The sequence below is a fragment of the Pyxidicoccus sp. MSG2 genome, from assembly GCF_026626705.1.
Classification (GTDB): Bacteria; Myxococcota; Myxococcia; order Myxococcales; family Myxococcaceae; genus Myxococcus.
In genome coordinates this window covers 2,698,379-2,716,864 of the sequence record NZ_JAPNKC010000001.1, presented here as the reverse complement: position 1 = coordinate 2,716,864, position 18,486 = coordinate 2,698,379, and the positions used below count along the sequence as shown (strand labels likewise).

Annotated in this window: 14 protein-coding genes, 1 tRNA gene and 1 pseudogene; 8 read left to right on the top strand and 8 right to left on the bottom strand. The window is 69.0% G+C overall.

Translation table 11 applies throughout. The features are described 5' to 3' along the window. Window positions 1-111 precede the first annotated feature (111 nt). The 4 genes from OV427_RS09875 to OV427_RS09860 all read right to left on the bottom strand — a co-directional run bounded on the left by OV427_RS09875 (window position 112) and on the right by OV427_RS09860 (window position 6,588). Window positions 112-2,391 (bottom strand): DUF262 domain-containing protein, encoded by a 2,280-nt coding sequence (locus tag OV427_RS09875; protein WP_267855839.1) that lies wholly within the window; start codon window positions 2,389-2,391, stop codon window positions 112-114. Then, complete coding sequence (locus OV427_RS09870) at window positions 2,388-4,118, bottom strand: DUF262 domain-containing protein (protein ID WP_267855838.1); 1,731 nt, start codon at window positions 4,116-4,118, stop codon at window positions 2,388-2,390. The genes OV427_RS09875 and OV427_RS09870 overlap by 4 nt, the downstream gene beginning before the upstream one ends. A gap of 896 nt (window positions 4,119-5,014) precedes the next feature. Further along, complete coding sequence (locus OV427_RS09865) at window positions 5,015-5,959, bottom strand: hypothetical protein (RefSeq protein ID WP_267855837.1); 945 nt, start codon at window positions 5,957-5,959, stop codon at window positions 5,015-5,017. Next, a complete protein-coding gene (locus tag OV427_RS09860) occupies window positions 5,956-6,588 on the bottom strand; it encodes a DUF6932 family protein (protein WP_267855836.1) in 633 nt (210 codons plus the stop codon). The genes OV427_RS09865 and OV427_RS09860 overlap by 4 nt, the downstream gene beginning before the upstream one ends. A 375-nt stretch (window positions 6,589-6,963) precedes the next feature. On the opposite strand from OV427_RS09860, the gene OV427_RS09850 reads away from it, so the two are divergent. Beyond that, the gene (locus OV427_RS09850; RefSeq protein WP_420718353.1) at window positions 6,964-7,794 is read left to right on the top strand and encodes a Mu transposase domain-containing protein; all 831 of its coding nucleotides are present in this window, start codon (window positions 6,964-6,966) and stop codon (window positions 7,792-7,794) included. Next, window positions 7,791-8,585: pseudogene (istB, locus tag OV427_RS09845) on the top strand (IS21-like element helper ATPase IstB). Before OV427_RS09850 ends, istB begins: the two are co-directional and overlap by 4 nt. Window positions 8,586-9,178: 593 nt before the next feature. Here the strand turns inward: istB and OV427_RS09835 are convergent. Both OV427_RS09835 and OV427_RS09830 read right to left on the bottom strand, forming a co-directional pair. Continuing rightward, window positions 9,179-9,709, bottom strand: a complete 531-nt coding sequence (locus OV427_RS09835; RefSeq protein WP_267855835.1) for a hypothetical protein — start codon at window positions 9,707-9,709, stop codon at window positions 9,179-9,181. Window positions 9,710-9,955: 246 nt separating this feature from the next. Next, a tRNA-Asn gene (locus tag OV427_RS09830) sits at window positions 9,956-10,028 on the bottom strand. Window positions 10,029-10,167: 139 nt separating this feature from the next. Here OV427_RS09830 and OV427_RS09825 point away from each other — a divergent pair. From OV427_RS09825 to OV427_RS09800, 6 genes are all read left to right on the top strand, one after another. After that, a complete protein-coding gene (locus tag OV427_RS09825; protein ID WP_267863401.1) occupies window positions 10,168-11,367 on the top strand; it encodes an RsmB/NOP family class I SAM-dependent RNA methyltransferase in 1,200 nt (399 codons plus the stop codon). Between the two features lie 108 nt (window positions 11,368-11,475). Further along, entirely contained in the window at window positions 11,476-12,387 is a 912-nt protein-coding gene (locus tag OV427_RS09820) for a S66 peptidase family protein (RefSeq protein WP_267855834.1), read from the top strand. Next, the gene (locus OV427_RS09815; RefSeq protein WP_267855833.1) at window positions 12,384-13,565 is read left to right on the top strand and encodes a serine hydrolase domain-containing protein; all 1,182 of its coding nucleotides are present in this window, start codon (window positions 12,384-12,386) and stop codon (window positions 13,563-13,565) included. The genes OV427_RS09820 and OV427_RS09815 overlap by 4 nt, the downstream gene beginning before the upstream one ends. Next, complete coding sequence (gene mpl / locus OV427_RS09810) at window positions 13,558-15,024, top strand: UDP-N-acetylmuramate:L-alanyl-gamma-D-glutamyl-meso-diaminopimelate ligase (protein ID WP_267855832.1); 1,467 nt, start codon at window positions 13,558-13,560, stop codon at window positions 15,022-15,024. Before OV427_RS09815 ends, mpl begins: the two co-directional genes overlap by 8 nt. Window positions 15,025-15,026: 2 nt before the next feature. Continuing rightward, complete coding sequence (locus OV427_RS09805; RefSeq protein ID WP_267855831.1) at window positions 15,027-15,593, top strand: TlpA disulfide reductase family protein; 567 nt, start codon at window positions 15,027-15,029, stop codon at window positions 15,591-15,593. A gap of 17 nt (window positions 15,594-15,610) precedes the next feature. Next, on the top strand, window positions 15,611-16,429 hold the full coding sequence (locus OV427_RS09800) for an inositol monophosphatase family protein (protein WP_267855830.1): 819 nt from the start codon (window positions 15,611-15,613) through the stop codon (window positions 16,427-16,429). Here the strand turns inward: OV427_RS09800 and OV427_RS09795 are convergent. Continuing rightward, on the bottom strand, window positions 16,426-17,040 hold the full coding sequence (locus OV427_RS09795; protein ID WP_267855829.1) for a polysaccharide biosynthesis/export family protein: 615 nt from the start codon (window positions 17,038-17,040) through the stop codon (window positions 16,426-16,428). The two genes, OV427_RS09800 and OV427_RS09795, sit on opposite strands and share 4 nt — an antisense overlap. Before the next feature lie 53 nt (window positions 17,041-17,093). After that, window positions 17,094-18,278: a hypothetical protein gene (locus OV427_RS09790; protein WP_267855828.1), complete on the bottom strand. Its 1,185-nt coding sequence runs from the start codon at window positions 18,276-18,278 to the stop codon at window positions 17,094-17,096. Between the last annotated feature and the right edge of the window lie 208 nt (window positions 18,279-18,486).

The following is an 18,486-nucleotide window of genomic DNA, read 5'->3' as shown; positions in this document are numbered from 1 at the left end:
AGGTCGGCGAAGTAGTCCGCGCCCGCCCGAAGGCCGAGCGCGTCGCCACGTCGAATCGGGACTGGGTCCCAGGGGGCAGTGAAGTACCAACCGGGATGCTTGTTCATCACGCTACAGCCCCGCGTTTACGAGGTCGCGGAGGAGCGCTGCGCCGAGCTGCACCCGGTCCTTCGTGTCGAGCTGGCGCCCGCCGATCGCGACCTGGGGAACCTTCAGGCGAAGATCGGGACCGATCCCGCGGGCCGCGCAGACGCGCGTGAAAACTTCCACGTGCGGCGTAGCGGGCGCGCGTAGCTGGAGCCCATCCTGGACGCACTGGATCTCCGCGCCGCTCCTCGTGAGCTGCATCCAGCGCGCCTCCGTCTCGTAGCCAGTGAACCAGGGACCACCAGACCAGTGCTGCGCGACCGCTCCTTGGACGGCCGATTCCGGGACGCCGCTCTGCTGCCGAATCGCAGAGAGGTAGGGGTCGCGGTAGTAACTGCTCATCGCCTTCTTATCCAACATGCACACGCTGTAGCCCAGGGAGCCCGTCGCGCTGGCGTAGATGCCAGAGCGGCCCGCGCGCATCTCTGGGTAGCGCACGAAGTACCAGCGCCAGTCCAAGCCGTTCGCGTCGTCCGTGCTCTCCAGCCAGCCGTTCGTGAAGGACTCGAGCGTCGACCGCACATCACCTTCGCGCGCCGCAACGGCGTCGAGGAGGTGCCCCAATGCGTCACGCACATTGGCAAGGAGTGCGCGACTGGATCCGGTCAGGATCTCCTCTCGCCACTGCGACATGTTCGAGCTCGAGCCGAGCTGCAAGAAGCGGTGATTGATGCGCTGCGAGTAGTCGCCTGCAGCGAGCAACGCTCCGGTGAGAACGGGCAGCAAGCTCGGATCGGCGATCAGCTCGTGGAACGCTCGTGCCCGACGCTCGAAGATCGAGGCATCGAGATCGAAGGCGGCCAGGCAGCCGCGTAGAAGCGGGTGATCCTCGAGATGGAAGAGAGCGCGCTCGAGAGCGGGCGCCTCGCTCTCTCTCAAGAGTTCGATCTTCAACTGTTCGTCGGCGACCTGCGCTTGGTTGAAGCTCGAGACGCCCGAGAGGGCCCCCTCGACGATGAGTCGGCGCACGTCCGCGAGCAACGCGGGCATCTTCTCGGCACGGAGCTCGCTGCTCGAGGCCTCGAGCAGGTTACGCAGCACGCGAAGCCTACGCGGGAACTCGGCAGTCTCGTGCAGTCGGTGCAGCAGAACCGCGTAAAGGAGGAGGGTCCGCGGCCAGCTACGCCGCACCTGGCCTAGGCAGCACTCGGCGAACAGGTTGACCGAGCTTCCCTGCATGCCGAAGAGGATCACCTTGCTCGTGTCATCCGAATCGAGCGGGGCGGGCGTCAAGGAGAACGTCTTGGAGAACACGGAGGCCGTGTCGGCATCGACCCAGGTGTCGAAGCAGCGGATCAGGAAGTCCAGGTGCGCCGCGGCCTTCTCATTTCCCGGGCCGTAGACGCGCTTGGCGAGCGTCTCGATGTCGCCCGAAGGAAGCCCGCCATCGTGCCACTCGCAGACATCGGTGACGAACTGGAAGTAGCGGAGGAACTCGTCGTCGACGATGTCGTCGCTTCCGCGGAACGGCCAGAGCAGGTCGGCCCAAGTGCCGTCCACCTTCTGCGCGAACTCCTCGACGCGGTCAGGGCAGGAGTGCTCCAAGACCTGCTCGAACCTCGCCTTGAAGTTCTCGAACGGCGTAAGCGGCTTCCCGCGCGAGTTCATCTTGATGTAGAGGTCCTCGCTCAAGCCCATCTGCTCGATCGGCAGCAGGTGAAACGAGATCGCGGGTGCCTCGGAGCCCACGAGCCGCTCCCACGCCGCGGCGCAGTCGGCGTCGGCGAAGCGCTCGTGGATCGCCTCGAGCATCAGCTGCATCGACTGGATCGTCGGATCGTGCTGCCACGTGTGCAGGAACCAGTGCTGGTTCTCGAACCACGCGCGCAGCCTCGCATCCGAGGGTGGCTTCGACTCGACGAGGCACGCGCAGAAGCGTCGCGCACTCGGACGGGTGGCGTACTCGAAGCGCTTCCAACCCTGCTCCTGGTCGAGTCGGTCCGCGCGCCACGCGAGGTACCAGTGCAGCAGGAACAGGGTCGTGAGCCGCTGCTGACCATCGAGAGGGCGAAGCGTACCGCCCACGACGTCGCCGTAGACGAAGTCGAGGCTGATGGGCGTCCCGGTCGTCACTGAGTCGTGCAAGACGTCGAGGAAGTTGGCGCGGATGCGCGCAACTGCGTCGCTGTCTCGCCCCTGCGCGTAGTCCCGCTGGATGATCGGGATCTCGATGCGCTCCACGATGGGCGCGTCCGCCGCGCGTCGAGCGAAGAGGCCGTTGTAAGACGTGACGTAGCTCTTCATGACAGCGGCACCTCCGGCTTGAGGTAGGCGCCCACACCACCGTCGGCCGAGAGGATCGCGACCAAGTAGGCTTCGCGGTCCTGCGTGCTCCAGAAGTGGACCTGCTGCGCGTCGGCGTCCGTGTAGTACTTGAGGAAGACTTGGCGCGTGCAGATGGGGATGTACGCTCCCTGGCGATCGAGTTCAAGGATCCGCCGCCGCTTGACCTCGAACACTGCGTTGCTCAGCGCGCTGTTGTGGCCGCTCGCGAGAAGCGCAAGGTTCGACACCGAATGCACCGAGTGGGCTGCCGCTGCGGCCGATCCGTCTGCGAGGGTGAATGTTGCCGCTACGTCGCGCGCGAGCTCCTGAAACACTTGGCGATCGATCTTGTCGCCGACGTCGTCGATCCGGCGGAGGAGTTCGTCCCGGCGGGCTTCATCGACCGAGCGAAAGTCCGCGAGGGCGGCGCGGTGAAGCCGCAGCCATTCCTTCCACTGCTCGGCCTTGGTGAGGCTCTCCGCGTGCTGCGCATGGATGTGCTCGAGCGACCACGCCTGGCGGCGATGGATGCGGAACGAGTAGCGCTCGGTCGAGTCCTTCATCCGTCGCACCGTCTCGACGTTCATCAGGAGGAGGAGGCGGGCGCACTTCTGCGTGTCTGACTCGTAGCTGAGCGCAGTCACGCCGGAGGGCGTGAGGTCGAGGGTCTCGCGGATCCGCCCGTCGAGGACAGCCCCGAATTCGCTCTTCGTCTTGCCGGATGCGAGCGCGACGAGATCGCTGAAGCGCTGCCCAATGGCCACGAGGTAACCGATCTTGTGGTAGTGGTCCCGGTTCTCGTACCAGCCGAGAACGAGCGCGTGGAGCTGGACGACCTGGTTCCAGACCGCCTCCGGTTTGCTCTGCTCGACCTTCTCTCGGAGCACATCGAAGGTGTGGAACCGCGGACGTGCTCGACCGCGAGGGCCCCCCGCAAGCGTGTCGAGGAGCAGGGTGATCCGCGTCGGACTGTCTGCGGCTGCATCGTCTGCGACGAACGCCCAGACATCGGGATGCTGGAGATCGCGCTCGATGCTGTCCCATTGCGCGGCGATCTCGTGGGTCCTGTCCGTGGCGCCGGCGCCCCCACGACTGCGCGAGAGCAAGAGCGCCTTGAGCAGCTCAGCGTCCGTGAGCGGAATCCTCCCGACGTTCAAGCGCGTGAAGAGGGTCGTCGAGTCGAGACCCTTCGGCGCCTCGTACCAGATGACGCGAACGCTCTCGAAGAGGTACCCGTAGAACTTGTTGGCCACGTACTGTCGCCGGGCGCCGTGCGTGTCGAACCAAGCGCGGATGCACTCGTATGCCCCGTGAAGGTGGAAGAAGTCGATGTTGCTGTCGGCGCGGTCAGCGTCGAGCTGTTGTAGGTAGGCCTCGCTGTCCGGACGCGTGTCGTACGTGATGGAGTACGGCGCGCCGGAGCTCTGGAGCCGCTCGCGCTGCATGAACACGAAGATGAGGAAGAGGGTGGTGAGGCGCTGCTGGCCGTCGACCAGCTCCCACGCGGCCTCGCCGTCACGCTTCACGACGACCGGCTGCAGGCTGTAGGGCGTGCCCTTGCTCTCCCAGATGTCGTTGAGCAGGCGCTCCACCTCGAGCTTCCCCCAGCGATACCCACGCTGGTACCGGGCGACGCGGAACGAGCCCGCGATGTCGCCGATCAGCTTGAGCTCGAGGAGCGCGCCGTCCGTCGTCTCGTCAGCCACTTTAGACAGCCCTCTCGAGGAGTCGGCCTTCGCCGAGGTCCATGTTGTCGCCGTGCCGCCTCATCGATCGCGAACGATACCAGGGGAGCGAGTTGTGCCGAAGGGGGCGCGCGAGCGCGTGCGCGCCGCGTGTTCCCGCCGCCCGCGACCGGGGAGAGACCGCGCGCCGAGAGGCTCGAAGAGCGCGTGTGCCGCTGCCGTCGTGGGTGCATCGCGCGGCAACGCCGCGTAGCTCGTCGCGCCGTTCTCGCCGAGGGCGCGCGGTGAGCGGTTAGCGTCTCCTTTTAACCGCTCTCGGACTCTCTCTCCCGAACGGACAGAGAACGCGCGTCGGTCTTGTCCGCGACGCCCGACCCCCCGCAACCGCGCTCTCTGCCCGCGCGCTCGCGATCGCCGCGTCCCCCCACGAGAACGCGCGAACCCCTTGGAAACGTGGGGAGAAAAGACGAAGCCCCCGAGGATTTCTCCAAGGGGGCCTTTGTTCACCAGCTCCCGCCGCTTGTTGGCGACGAGAGAGAAATGGCTCCCGAATGGTTGGCCCCACGAACTCGTTCTCTGCTCTCTCTCCAGAGAGTGCGACAGAAATCATGAGTGATTTCTCGGGGTTGCGCAGAGAGTGGCCAGTCGGGGTGCCCGATTGGTTCGCCGCGAACTTGGCGCCTTACTGTTCCTGCATTTCGCGACTTGGTGGGCGCCTGACTGCTCTCAGATGGGGGAAGATTGGTGGGGAGTGTCGAATAGGCTGCCGGCGATTTGTACGCGGCGGGGCCCGGGAGGGGCACGCCCAGCTTGAGCAAGGCCAACCCATCTCGCGGGTCGTTCACAGCCGTGAGGCGGACTTGGCGCACACATGATACGGCGACCAAATTTTGGGTTGGCACGAGGGCGCCGGCGCCCTACGGCGCCTGATCGCCGAGGCGTTCGGGACGCAGCCACAGAAGCTGGTACGTGACCTTCGGCTCGCGTCCGGGACGCTCCACTGTCGTGATGCGCAGCATTGCGGTGCATGTCTCCATAAGGACGAGAGCAACCTCTGCCACCATGTTCGCATCGAGCCCGGGAGCGAGCTTCCCCTTGTAGACGACCCCGGTCTCTAGGTCCTGGAGTTCGAAGCGCCGCGACTCGCCTAGGACGCCTAGGTACTTCACTCTTCGCGGCACGTCATTCACGCTCGGCGCGCCTTCGGAGAGGCGCGTGCTCGCTGTGTGTACTTCGTCCTTGGTGAGCTTGAGCTTGCGGGTCCCGCTCTCCATCCTGAGCGTTGCCTCGCTCTTGGACAGCACTTGGACAAACTCGTTCAGCGCGGTCCGCACGCGCGGCTCCAACTCGGCGATCCGCTCGTAGAACTCCTCTTCTTCGGCTCGGAGCCCCTCAATGAGCTCCGTTGCCTCACCGACCGCAGCCCGCATCTCGTCGGCGGACTCGTTCCCCTCAAGCTGCTCGAAGTGGAAACCGAAGGAGCCGCGCGCGATGTCGGTGATGTGCAGCCGGAAGTCCCGGCCTCCGGGAACCGCGCCTCCGCGCCCGAGTGCTCCGTGGCGGCGCGAGGCACCAACCAGCTCCACCAACCCCTGGAATTGCGCGATGGCGGAGGCCGCGAACGTGGCATCGATGGCACGCTGACCCACTACCGGGCCGCCGTCGAAGTAGACCGTAGTGCTTGCAGGCTCAACGGAGTCCGCTTGCGATGCGCCGAGCTCCTGGAGCTCCTGGTCGATGCTCTCAAGCCGCGACTGAAGGGAGATGCGCTCGATGAAGTGCGCAGGCGAAAGGCGCGCGAGCAACGCCGCCGCCGCAGCGCGCTCTGCTTGCAGGAACTGTCTGCGTGTCGCGCTGTTCACTGTCCAGGGTCCTCAGTCTTCGCCAACTTCGATGCCAATTCCTGCTGCTTCACCAAGTGTGCCTTGATGGTCACAAGCAACTCACGTGCCGGGTCATCATACTCCGCCGGGAGGAGGTCCATGCGGAGGAACCCCTTCCATGCGTACGTGTCGCGACGGTGGGAGAACAACCCGTACCAGTAGGTGGTGGTGTCGACGAGCACCGCCCCGTGCTCCGTCGGGTCCACGGCGGGCGACGCGGGATAGCTCAGCGGAACGGGGTAGTGGTCGCAGAAGTACGTCTTCTTGTTGTGCCCGTGATTGAAGAGTGTTTTGGCGTCCGCCTCGCTGAATGACACTGGGACCTGGAAGAAGGTAACGACGTCGACGTCGTTGGGCTCGCGGTTGATGCGCTCGACGAAGCTCCCAGTGAGCCACTGGAAGCCGACAGTGACCCCGTGCTCACGCAGGAGCGCTCGGTAGCCAAGCAGGCCGAGAAGGATGTCGATGCGCTTCGGGGAGGTGGCGAAGCGGTTGATGATGTCCTGCCAGCTGCAGCGGTACGGCGAGCGGTTGACGTTCGTCGTCGGATCCCGCCCTTCCCACGGTGGCAGCAGCCCATCCCACGAATGGTCCGGAATCGAAGACACGGCTCCCTCCCCTGAGGGGCGGGACCTTACCCACATCCAGGCGCCGAGAACAGCGAGTCGTGCCTCTGTCGGAACAGCCACACACCCCGCACCTTCGTCGCCCTGCACGTGGCGGGGAGCGGGCGGCAGTGGTGGCGAGGCGAGCGGCGGAGAGGGACCTTCGAAAACTGGGGTTGGCTCCGCCCTGTCGCGCCGGGCGCTGGGAACTCATGTACGCGCAGAGCCGGACCTCCCGGTGGGCCGGGGCCACCGCGCGCAGCGCCAGGTTGGTGCGCCCCGAGGCGGCTTCACCACACAGCTCCGCCGCCTAACACTACTCAGTCAGATGAATCGGGCATGGCAGCCCGGTGTTGATGAGGCATGACGCTCGCACAACTGCACAAGCTCGACCGAGAGCTCTCCGAGTTCCTGGACACAATGACGACGGGAATGGGACGCACGGAGAGGCGTCGCGCCATGGACGGATACGTCACCGGGCTGCTGCTGGATGGAGAGCGCAAGAGCATCGAGCCCATGGCGGCGCGGCTGGCCGAAGCGCCGGACCAGACGGAAGCCGTGCGCCAGCGCCTTCAGCAGTGCGTGTCGGGCTCGACCTGGGACGTCACCCCTCGCGCCTGCGGGCCATATCGCGCACGCACCAAAGGCAAGACGGAGTCGGGGGTGAAGTACGTCAAGCGCAACGCGCTCGCCGCACGCACCTTCGAGTCCTTCGCCGGGCTGCAGGCGCACCTGGCCGCATGGATGGTCGATGCGGATGTCCGGGTGCATGGCACGACGCACGAGACGCCCGCGGCCCGCTTTGAGCGCGACGAAAAGACGGCGCTGCGTGCGCTGCCGCTGCGCGCGCTGCCACGGCGCGAGCAGCGTCTGAAACGACGGGTGGCCCACGACGCCCTCGTCGACGTGGACACCATTCGCTACAGCGTGCCGCACCGGCTCGTGCGCGAGCATGTGGAGGTCCTCGTCGGCGACGCCGACGTGCGCATCTTCCACGGCGGAGTCGAGGTGGCCCGGCACACACGCGGCCGCGAGCCGCACGCGCGCATCATCAAGGCCGAGCACTGGCAGGGCCTGTGGCGACAGCAGCCCAAGGAGGTTTCGGGGGTGGCGAGCGCTGCCGCACCCTCGGCATTGAATGCGCTGGGCCGCAGCCTCGCGGACTACGAGAGGGCCATCGCGGGCGGCGTGAAGCGAGGTGCCGCGTGAGCGCCGACACCGTGCACGCGCGCGTCGTGGAGCACCTGCAGCGGCTGCGCCTCGGACACCTCGCCGAGAGACTCGACGCGCTGCTGTCGGAATCGGCCCGCGGCGAGCCCAGCTACCTGGCCTTCCTCGACGGCTTGCCGCGCGAGGAGGTGGGCGCCAAGCAGAGAAAGCGCGTCAGCATGGGCATCACCATCGCCCACTTCCCGGCCGTCAAGACGCTTGAGGACTTCGACTTCCGGGCGCAGCCTGGCGTGGACGCGAAGCTGGTGCGCGAGCTCGCCCAGGGGCGTTTCATCGCGAGCGCGGAGAACGTCCTCGTCTTCGGGCCACCAAGCGTGGGCAAGACGCATCTGGCCATCGGCCTGGGGCGCGCCGCCGTCGAGGCCGGCCACTCCGTCCTCTTCACGTCCGCGACGACGCTGCTCGCCGCGCTCGCCAAGGCCGAGAGTGAGGGGGCCCTGCGCGACAAGCTCAACTACTTCGCCAAGCCCAAGCTGCTCGTCATCGACGAACTGGGCTACCTGCCCTTCGAGAAGCGCGCCGCCCACCTCTTCTTCCAGTTGGTGGCGCGCCGGTATGAGAAGGGCAGCATGCTCATCACCACCAACCAGCTCGTCGGCCAATAGGGCCACGTCCTCGGTGACGACGTGCTGGCGGCGGCCATCCTCAACCGACTGCTGCACCACAGCCACACGCTCCTCATCCAGGGCGACAGCTACCGGCTGCGGCACAAGCGCAAGGCCGGGCTGCTGACGCGCGGCACGGCAACGGCGCAGAGCTCCACCGAGTAGCAGAAGACGAGCGTGAGGGCCCGGAAGGGCCTACGCTCCGCCCGCGGGGAAACAGCCCCCGCGGGCGGAGCTTCGGCGGCGACCCCGACGACGAGCAGCAACAAACGGCCCTCCCGGAGGGGGTCAGTTTTACTGGCGTGAGGGGGGCAGAAATTGTTGTCGCCTGACAGGGCGAGTGTTCGGGGCCACGGCGGCGCTTACCAGCCCAGGGCCGAGAGGCAGCACGCCTTGTCCCTTCTTCTGCACCCACACCTTCGGCGTTGGGATGGGGGGCGGCGCCGCTGACGAAGGCTGCGCAGTCTCGGCCTTCGGCCTGCGCCCGCGCGGGAGGATGACGTCAGGGATGCTGTGGGGAGCCGCGCCTTCCACCCAGGCCAGGTGGAGGCGGCCGGTGGCCACCATGAGGCGCCGCTTCTGGTAGTGGGCCGCGCAGTGGCCCTGGCTGCGGTGGGGCCTCCCGCAGCCGATGACGGCGCAGGCCCGGGCAGCGGGGGCGGGGGCTGCGGCCGCATGCGAGGCGGCCTCCAGGGGGCGGGCCGGGCCCGGCTGCCGCCGTTGGCCCCGTATTGCGGCCCGTCTGCGCGGGCCGACCCTCACGCGGTCCATGACCCCAGTCCTTGACAGTGAGCACGTCCGCCGAGTGCCTCGCCCACTCGGCGCAGAAGGGCGCGCGTGCGCTGATCGTGGCGACAGAGCTCGACATTGAGAAGCGCTGCCGCGTCGCCGCGCGCAATGGCATCCAATGTCTGGACTTGAGCCGTGAGCGCTGCATGGAGCTCACCGCACGACGGCGGGCAGAGCTTTGCGGCCTCCGTGAGCAGCCAGAGCAGTTCATGAAGGCTCCGCAGGACGAGGAACGCCTGGTCGCGGAGGTGTGCTGGAGCCGCCGCGAATGCGCGCGTCGCACGCTGGCCAGCGCCGTAACAGTCGTACGTGGCACAGCCCCGGCACCCACGCGTGACGAGTTCGGTGTGGATGGCGCAACGATGCCCGCGCGTCAGATACCGGCAGGCCACTCCCGCAGGCTTGTCGAACGCGAAGTCCTCGGAGCGCTCGAACGAGGTGGCGACGCAGCACAGTGCGGCACAGGCGCTGCAATCCGGAATGAGGTCGGGACGGGGCATGCGGGCACCTCGGGGCGCACGACGCCCCGCACGCGTGCGCCATCTGCACGCGGCAGGGGCCGGCGTCGTTCAGTGGAAGATGGGGGAGGGGACCGTGAGACGAGGGCGAGCGCCCTCTCCGGCGGGGAGAGACAGGAATCCGTTGGGGTTCAGGGCTTCAGCACGAAGGCCCCGCGACTTTCGCCGCCAGACCCGTGTAGAAAACAAAAAGGCCCCGCCATTTCTGGCAGGGCCTCTTCACTTCAGCTCCCCGACGAGGACTCGAACCTCGGACCTAGTGATTAACAGTCACCCGCTCTACCGGCTGAGCTATCGGGGAATATGGACGTCGCGGCAAAACGGCGTTGCCGAGATGACGCGCTTTGTAGAGAACGGAGCCCGCCGTGTCAACAGTCCCGTTTGATCCGCTCTCCCGGCTTCACTCCCAGCCCTGGTCCGCGCTCGCGGGCCTGGTCTCCATTGCCTCGGAGGCCATTGCCCAGGTGCTCGCCGGCTCCCCGGCCGAGCGCGTCCTCGACCGCACCCTCCGAGACCACCGCCACCTCTCCCGGGAGCAGCGCCAGGCCCTCAAGGAGGCCGTCTACAACGTCGGCCTCTGGCGCCGCCGCCTTGGCTTCCTCCTGGGGCGCGAGGACGCCACGCCCCCCTTCCTCCTCTACGCCCTGCTGCACGGCCTCTCCGGAGTCCCCGCCGCCGAGGCGGCCACCCTGGCCGGCCTGGGGGCGGGGCCACCCCCGGTCCTGAACCCCGGGGAGCCCCCCACGCTCGCCCTCCGGGCCTCCCTGCCGGACTGGCTCGCCGACCACTTCGCCCGCGAGCTGGGTCCCGAGGCCGACGCCTTCTGCGCTCACCTCAACGTCCCCGGCCCCATCACCCTCCGCGCCAACCCGCTGCGTACGTCGCGCGAGGCCCTCGCGCAGCGCCTCCTCACCGAGGGCGTCACCACCCGCCCCGGCCCGTGGAGCCCCCTCGCGCTCCACGTCGAGGGCCCGCGCCCCAACCTCTACGGTCTTCCCTCCCTGAGGGAGGGCCTCTTCGAGGTCCAGGACGAGGGCAGCCAGCTCCTCGGGCTCCTGGTGGAGGCCCGCCCCGGGGAGACGGTGCTGGACCTGTGTGCCGGTGCCGGTGGCAAGACGCTGCTGCTGGGCGCGGAGCTGAAGGACGCCGGCCGGCTGATGGCCTACGACCCGGACCCCGAGCGACTCGACCGGCTCCTCCAGCGCAGCTCCCGCGCCGGCCTCACCCACGTTCAGGTGCTCCGCAAGCCGCCCGAGCCCGGGCTCGACGCCGACCGTGTCCTCGTGGACGCGCCGTGCTCGGAGCTGGGCTCCCTGCGCCGCGGTCCCGATCTGCGCTTCCGCGCCAGCCCGGACGTGCTCGCCCACTTCCCTCCGCTGCAGCAGGACATCCTCCAGCACGCGGGAGACCTGGTGCGTCCCGGCGGCCGGCTCGTCTACGCCACCTGCACGGTGAACCGCGCGGAGAACGAGGACCTCGTCACGGCGTTCCTCGCCGCGCGGCCCGAGTTCCACCTCGTGCGTCCGGGCGCGGGCTGGCTTGCGCCCGCATGTGTCCGGGACGGGTTCCTCTTCGTCACGCCGCACCGCCACGGCACGGACGCCTTCTTCGCCGCCGTCATGGAGCGGTCGGCCGGGTAGGGGAGGAGGCGCCGAGCGGCCGCAGTGTCCTCGTTCCGACGGACGGGGGTACTCAACGCTTCGAGTCACGCTGTCTGGAAACGGCGTGCCCCCCACGGCCCCGGTGCTATGAAGCGCGACGTGCGTTGGCTCAAGCCCCTCTCGCTTCGTCCCCGCGACACCGTTCACGTCGTCGCCCCCGCCTCCGCCTTCGACCGCCCCGGCTTCGAGGTGGGCCTCGCCGTCCTCGCGGAGCGCTACACCCCTGTCCACCGTCCCGACATCTTCTCTTCGCACCGCTACCTCGCGGGAGAGGACGCCCGGCGCACGGAGGAACTCTCCCGCGCGCTGCTGGACCGCGAGGCCCGCGCCATCTTCTGCGCCCGCGGCGGCTACGGTAGCGCCCGCCTCCTGCCGGACCTGCCGCTCGCGGACGCCCCGCCGAGCGCCTTCTGCGGCTTCTCCGACCTCACCTCCGTCCATGGCGCCATGCAGGTGCTCGGCCGCGTCTCCATCCACGCGCCCGTCCTCACGCAGCTCGGCCGGCAGCCGGTGGAGGTTCGCGACTACCTCTTCCGCCTCCTCGAGTCCCCCGAGGCTCCGCCGCCGCTGACGGGCACCGCCACCTACGTGCCTGGCATGGCGGAGGGCCACCTCGTCGGCGGCAACCTCTCCGTCCTCTCCCGGCTCATCGGCACGCCGTACATGCCGCCGCTCGACGGCGCGGTGCTCCTGCTGGAGGACGTCACCGAGCGCCCGTACCGCATCGACCGCATGTGGACGCACCTGCGCCTGGCGGGCGTCTTCTCTCGCGTGCGCGGCATCGTCCTGGGCGACTTCACCTCGTGCGAGGAGAGGAACGCGGACTACTCCAGCGCGGACGTGCTCCGCGAGCTGGCGAGGGAGGCGGGCCTGCCCTGCGCCGCCGGCTTCCCCATCGGCCACGGTGACCTCAACTACCCCGTCGCCCTGGGCACCCAGGTGCGGTTGGACGCGGACGCCGCGCGCCTCACCTTCCTCGAAGGAGCCGTGCGCGCATGAGCGGCAGTCCCCACCCCATCGCGATTCTTCAAACCGTCCTCGACGACGCCTGCAAGATTGGCGTCTTCCCCGCGGCGCAGGCCATCGTCCTGCACCGGGGCGTCCAGGTCTTCGGCCACGTGGCCGGCAAGGTCTCCGGCGACACGCGCTTCGACCTTGCCTCCGTCACCAAGGTGCTCAGCACCACGGCCCTCTTCCTGCGCCTGTGGACGGAGGGCAAGGTGGGCCCGGACACGCACGTGTCCCGCTTCTTCCCCGGCTCGCCCGTGGGTGACGCGGGCGCCACCGTGGCGGACCTGCTCTACCACCGCTCGGGCCTGCCGCCCTTCGTGCCCTTCTTCGCCCAGGCGCTCACCGCGCACCCGGAGTTGCTCGACGCGGACTGTCCGTCCGTCATGCGTGCCCGCGTCCGCGAGGAGGTCATCCAGGCCGCCGCCGCCACGCCGCTCGCTGCCGCGCCGCGCACCCGCACCGCGTACAGCGACGTGGGCTTCATCCTCCTCGGCGAAATCCTCTCCCGCGCCGCCAATTCCCCGCTGGATACGCTCTTCACGCGCTACATCGCCGAGCCGCTCGGCCTGTCCGCGCGCTTCCACCGCCTCACGGACTTCCCCGCCGACTCCACCCCCGCGCCCACCGGTGCCACGCGTCCCCGCGAGCCCGCGCCGGGTCAGGAGGGGCTGTGGAAGGATGTGCCCACGCAGCCCACGCGGCCCGGTGAGGTCGACGACGACAACGCCTGGGTGATGGATGGCGTGGCCGGACACGCGGGCCTCTTCGGCACCGCGGTGGACGTGGCCCGCTTCGGGCAGGCCGTGCTGGACGGGTGCGCTGGCGGCGCCGCGATTGCGCCCGGCCCATTGTGGCACCGCCTGCTGGCCACGGACTCGCTCGTGGAGGGCAGCACCCGCTCCATGGGCTTCGACTCGCCCTCGGCCACCCTGTCGAGCGCGGGCCACTACATCGGCAACACGCCGCCCGGGGCCGTGGGGCACCTGGGCTTCACCGGCACCAGTCTCTGGGTGGACCTGCGCCGCTCGCTGGTGGTGGCGCTCGTCACCAACCGCGTGGCCAACGGCCGCAACGAATTGCGCATCCGCGACTTCCGACCCGTCTTCCACGACCTCGTCGTGGAGGCGCTCGACCTCACCGACTTGAAGCAGGGAACGCATGGCTGACGACAACGGAAACGTCCTCGAGACTCTCGAACCCGGCAGTGTGCGCCGCATCCACCTGGTGGGCGTGGCCGGCACCGGCATGGGTTCCTTCGCGGGCATGCTCAAGGCCGCCGGCTACGAAGTCACCGGCAGCGACGAGAATGTCTACCCGCCCATGAGCGACATGCTCAGGACGTGGGGCATCCCCGCCTCCTCGCCCTACCGTCCGGAGAACCTGGACGCGGCGAAGCCGGACCTCGTCATCATCGGCAACGTCATCCGCCGGGTGAATCCGGAGGCCACCGCCGTGCGCGAGCGCGGCCTCAAGCAGATGAGCTTCCCCGCCGCGCTGGGCTCGCTCTTCCTGGACCGCGCGCACTCGGTGGTGGTGGCCGGCACGCACGGCAAGACGACGACGTCCTCGCTCATGGCCCACGTGCTGGTGGAGGCCGGGAAGGACCCGTCCTTCCTCGTGGGCGGCGTCACCCAGAACTATGCGGGCAACTACCGCGTGGGGAAGGGGCCGCACTTCGTCGTCGAGGGCGACGAGTACGACACCGCGTACTGGGACAAGGGCTCCAAGTTCCTCCACTACCGGCCGCGTACCGCCATCCTCACCAGCGTGGAGTTCGACCACGCGGACATCTTCCGGGACTTGCCCCACTACGAGGCCACCTTCGAGAAGTTCGTCCGGCTCATCCCGAAGGACGGGCAGCTCGTCGTCTGCGCCGCGTACCCCAACGCCGTGAAGCTCTCTCGCGAGGGCTGCCAGGGCCGCGTGGTGACGTATGTGGCGAAGGAGGGCGCGGACGCGGACTACACGCCGCGCGGCGTGTCCTTCAGCGCCGCGGGCGCGCGCTTCGACGTGGTGGAGCGCGGGCAGGTGCTGGGCACGGTGGACCTGCCCATGGGCGGTCTGCACAACGTGGAGAACGCGCTGAGCGTCATCGCCGCGGCGCGCGGCCTGGGCCTGTCCTTCGAGGAGATTCGCAAGGGCCTGTCGACGTTCAGCGGCGTGAAGCGCCGGCAGGAGGTGCGCGGCGAGCCCGGCGGCATCATGGTGGTGGACGACTTCGCGCACCACCCCACCGCGGTGCGGGAGACCATCGCCGCCGTCCACAACCGCTACCCCGAGCGGCGGCTGTGGGCCATCTTCGAGCCGCGCTCCAACACCAGCCGTCGCAACATCCACCAGGAGGACTACGCCCACGCCTTCACCGGCGCGGCCCGCGCCAGCCTCAAGGTGCCCGAGCGCCACGACAAGGTGCCCGTCGGTGAGGAACTGGATGTCCGCAAACTCGTCGCGGACCTCCAGGCCCAGGGCATCGCCGCGGAGGGCTCCACGGACGTGCAGGCGATGGTGGACCTGGTGGCCCGCGAGTCCCGCCCCGGTGACGTGCTGCTCGTCATGAGCAACGGCGCCTTCGGCGGCTTCATCGACAAGTTGCTCGCGGCCCTCAAGGCCCGGCTGGGAGCCTGAAGATGCGCGCGCGTCCTTCCCTTGCCGTTCTCGTCGCGGCCCTCTCGCTCGCCGGGTGCGCGAAGTCGCAGATGCCGCCGCTCACCAGCCCCGCCCCCAGCGGTGGCGGCGCGGCGACGACGCCGGAGGCCCGCACGGGGGCTCCGCTGGAGTTCAAGGTGAAGCGCTACCCGGGCGGCGAGCTGTATGACCTCTCCAGCGACAGGGGCAGCGTGGTGCTGCTGGACGTGTGGGCCACGTGGTGCGAGCCGTGCCGGGACGCGCTGCCCTTCTATGAAAACCTCGCGCGCGAGTACGCCGGCCGCGGCCTCAAGATCTACGCGCTCAGCGTGGACGAGGACGCGCGCGCGATTGCGCCCTTCCTGCAGGAGACGAAGGTGGGGCTGCCCATCCTCCTGGACGAGAATGCCCAGGTGGCCGAGCGCACGCTGAAGGTGAAGGGCATGCCCACCACCTTCTACATCGACCGCCGCGGCGTGGTGCGCCACTTCGAGGAGGGCTTCGCCGAGGAGTTCCTCACGCGCTACCAGTCGCACATCGAGGCGCTGCTCGCCGAGCCCGCGCCGTAGGGAAGGGAAGCGACGTCATGTCCCAGGACACGCCCGCCACCTTGCGCCGCACCGCGGAGGAGGGCGCCCGCCTCGCCGGCCGCATCCTCGCCGACCGCTTCCTGGGCGAGCGCACGATTGAGTACAAGGGCGGCATCGACCTGGTGACGGACGCGGACAGGGCGTCGGAGGAGGCACTGCTGGCCTTCATCCGCGAGCGCCATCCGACGCACGCCATCCTCGCCGAGGAGAGCGGCGCCAGCGAGGGCACCAACCACCTGCGCTGGCTGGTGGACCCGCTGGACGGCACCACCAACTACGCGCACCGCGTGCCGCACTTCTGCGTCAGCGTCGCCGTGGAGGGCCCCGGCGGCGTGCTGGCCGGCGCCGTCTATGACCCGATGCTGGACGAGCTCTTCTCCGCCGCACGAGGGGAGGGCGGCACGCTGAATGGCCGTCCGCTGCGCGCCAGCAACGTCGCCACGCTGCACGAGGCGCTGTTGTGCACGGGCTTCCCCTACGACGTGCGCGAGCGCCCGGAGGGGCCGGTGGGCCTCTTCAACCGCTTCATCCTCCGCGCCCAGGGAATGCGCCGCACCGGCAGCGCCGCCATGGACCTGGCCTACGTGGCCGCGGGCCGCTTCGATGGCTTCTTCGAGTTCGGCCTCAAGCCGTGGGACATCGCCGCGGGCTCGCTGCTGGTGGAGGAGGCTGGCGGCGTCATCCGCCACGTCACCGGCGCGCCCTTCAGCGTGCTGCGCGGGGACGTGATTGCCGCCGCGCCAGCGCTCGCGCCGGAGTTGCTGGCCGAGGCGAAGCGCTTCGTGGATGACCTCGGCTGGAAGCCGAAGGGCTAGAAGAAGCTCTCCGGCACGAAGACGATGTCGCCGGGTTGGAGCATGAAGTTCTTCTCCCGCCCCACGCCGATGTCCTCGACGGGCACTCGAATCTTGCGCTCCTGCCCGTCCACCACGCGCGTCACCAGCGTGTTGTTCTTCGCCGCCAGCTTGGTGAAGCCGCCCGCCAGCGTAATCGCCTGGACGATGGACATCTCCCCGTCCACCGGGAAGGTGCCGGGCTTCTGCACCTCGCCGAAGACGAAGACCTTCTGCGAGTTGTACTCGCGGATGAGCACCGACACCTGCGGCCGGCGCACGTAGCGCGCCAGGCACGTCTGCAGCGCGTCCGCCGCGCCGCTGGGCGTCTTCCCCTCCAGCGGCACCTTGCCGCACAGCGGGTAGTCGATGGTGCCCTCGGGGGACACGCGCCAGGTGCCCGAGTGCTCGGGCTCCTGGAAGACGCGCACCTCCACCACGTCACCGGGCCCCAGCGTGCCGCCACCCGCGCGCGCTTCCCCTGCCTCGGCCGCCGGTGTGGGCGTCGGCGGAGGCGGGCGGGAGGCCGTGCCGAAGCACGCGGGAAGCGCCGCGAGGAGCACCACGGCCAGGGAGGAGCGAATGAGAGTCATTCCAGGTGGGGCGCCCGGGCGCGTCGCCAGGGCAGGGCAGGAGCGATGCGGCGTCAGTACGTCACGGAGAGGCGAGCATACCCCTCGTGGCGCGTGTAGTTGAGGCCGCCGCCCGTCACCGAGGACGTCCGCGAGCCCAGCATGTAGCCGGCCGCGAAGGAGAGCCACGGGCGGAACTGGTACTCGGGGCCCACGTCCAGGCTGACGAGGGTGTCGCCGCGGTCGCCGGTGAAGCTGATGAAGTCCACCGCGCCGCCCGCGTGCAGCGTCAGCTTGCCGCCAAAAATCGCCCGCGCCTCGCCGTAGCCGCGGTTGTCGGTGAACAGGCCGTAGGCCGCCACCGGCTCCAGCGTGCGCAGGTAGCCCGCCTTGAAGCTCAGGGTGGGGCTGAAGAGGTACGTGCCCTCGAGCTGCGCGAGGAAGGTCCCCCCGCCCGCGGCGGCGAAGTTCTGCCCCCAGCCCGCCTTGGCCGTCACCGCCACCTTGGGCGACACCAGGCCGGCGACACCGAAGAGGGCGCGCGCCAGCGTGGCGCCCTGGGAGCCGTCGTTGAAGTAGCTGCGCAGGTCCACGCCCGTGTCCATGACGACGGCCGTCTTCGGCAGGAAGCGCCAGCGGCCCTCCAGGCCGAAGTGCAGGTTGCCGTAGTCGAACCGGTCCGCGGTGAGCGGATCACAGACGCCCTCGGTGCAGTCCACCGGGCTGGTGGCGCCGAGCGGCTCGAAGAACTCCACCGCGTAGGCCGCGTTGGGGGTGAACTCCACCGCGCCGCCGCCCGGCCTCCACGGCATCTTCACCCGCGCCTCGTTGAAGAGGCTGAGCACGCCCGCGCCAATGGCCGCGGTGCGCGTGCGGTCCGAGCGCACGAACTGGTCCGACACCTCGAGCGACAGCGGGGCGTCCGGGTTGAGGCGCGCCAGCAGGTCCGCCGCGCCCTCCAGGTGCGACGCCGTACCCGAGTCGGCCGTCACCAGGCCCGTGTACAGCACGTAGTCCAGGTTGGCGTTCAGGTTCAGCGCCAGCTTGGAGGAGGGCACCTCCAGCCGGAACCCGGGCCGGAAGTGCATGGCGAACTCACCCGACAGGTTCGGGGAGATTCCCGACGGCGTCGGCTCTTGGCCCACGGGGGTGGCGAAGTAGCCCACGCCGCTGTCCAGCCGCGTCTCCAGGTCGAAGTACGGGTGAAGCCGCCCGCTGCCCACCTTGAAGCCATTGCCGCCGAGGGGTGGCGTTGCCACCGATTCCTGGGCCGTGGAAGTGCCGCTGAGCGCGAGCAGCGCCAGCACACCCCAACCCCCCCAAGATTTCCCAGGCAGCTTCATGGTTCAGAAGGACTTCCCTGATGGAAGGGTTACCCTCTCCCACCTTTCACGCGTACGGCCCGAGGCGTCATAACACGCGCATTCGCCGGGGCCGAAATCATTGTTGGACACAGGAAGGAGACTC

Bases quoted from the DNA above. Each gene is read 5' to 3' on its own strand.
- OV427_RS09875 (WP_267855839.1), bottom strand. From the start codon at position 2,391: ATGAAGAGCTACGTCACGTCTTACAACGGCCTCTTCGCTCGACGCGCG.
- OV427_RS09835 (WP_267855835.1), bottom strand. From the start codon at position 9,709: ATGCCCCGTCCCGACCTCATTCCGGATTGCAGCGCCTGTGCCGCACTG.
- OV427_RS09820 (WP_267855834.1), top strand. From the start codon at position 11,476: ATGAAGCGCGACGTGCGTTGGCTCAAGCCCCTCTCGCTTCGTCCCCGC.
- OV427_RS09815 (WP_267855833.1), top strand. From the start codon at position 12,384: ATGAGCGGCAGTCCCCACCCCATCGCGATTCTTCAAACCGTCCTCGAC.
- mpl (WP_267855832.1), top strand. From the start codon at position 13,558: ATGGCTGACGACAACGGAAACGTCCTCGAGACTCTCGAACCCGGCAGT.
- OV427_RS09805 (WP_267855831.1), top strand. From the start codon at position 15,027: ATGCGCGCGCGTCCTTCCCTTGCCGTTCTCGTCGCGGCCCTCTCGCTC.
- OV427_RS09800 (WP_267855830.1), top strand. From the start codon at position 15,611: ATGTCCCAGGACACGCCCGCCACCTTGCGCCGCACCGCGGAGGAGGGC.
- OV427_RS09795 (WP_267855829.1), bottom strand. From the start codon at position 17,040: ATGACTCTCATTCGCTCCTCCCTGGCCGTGGTGCTCCTCGCGGCGCTT.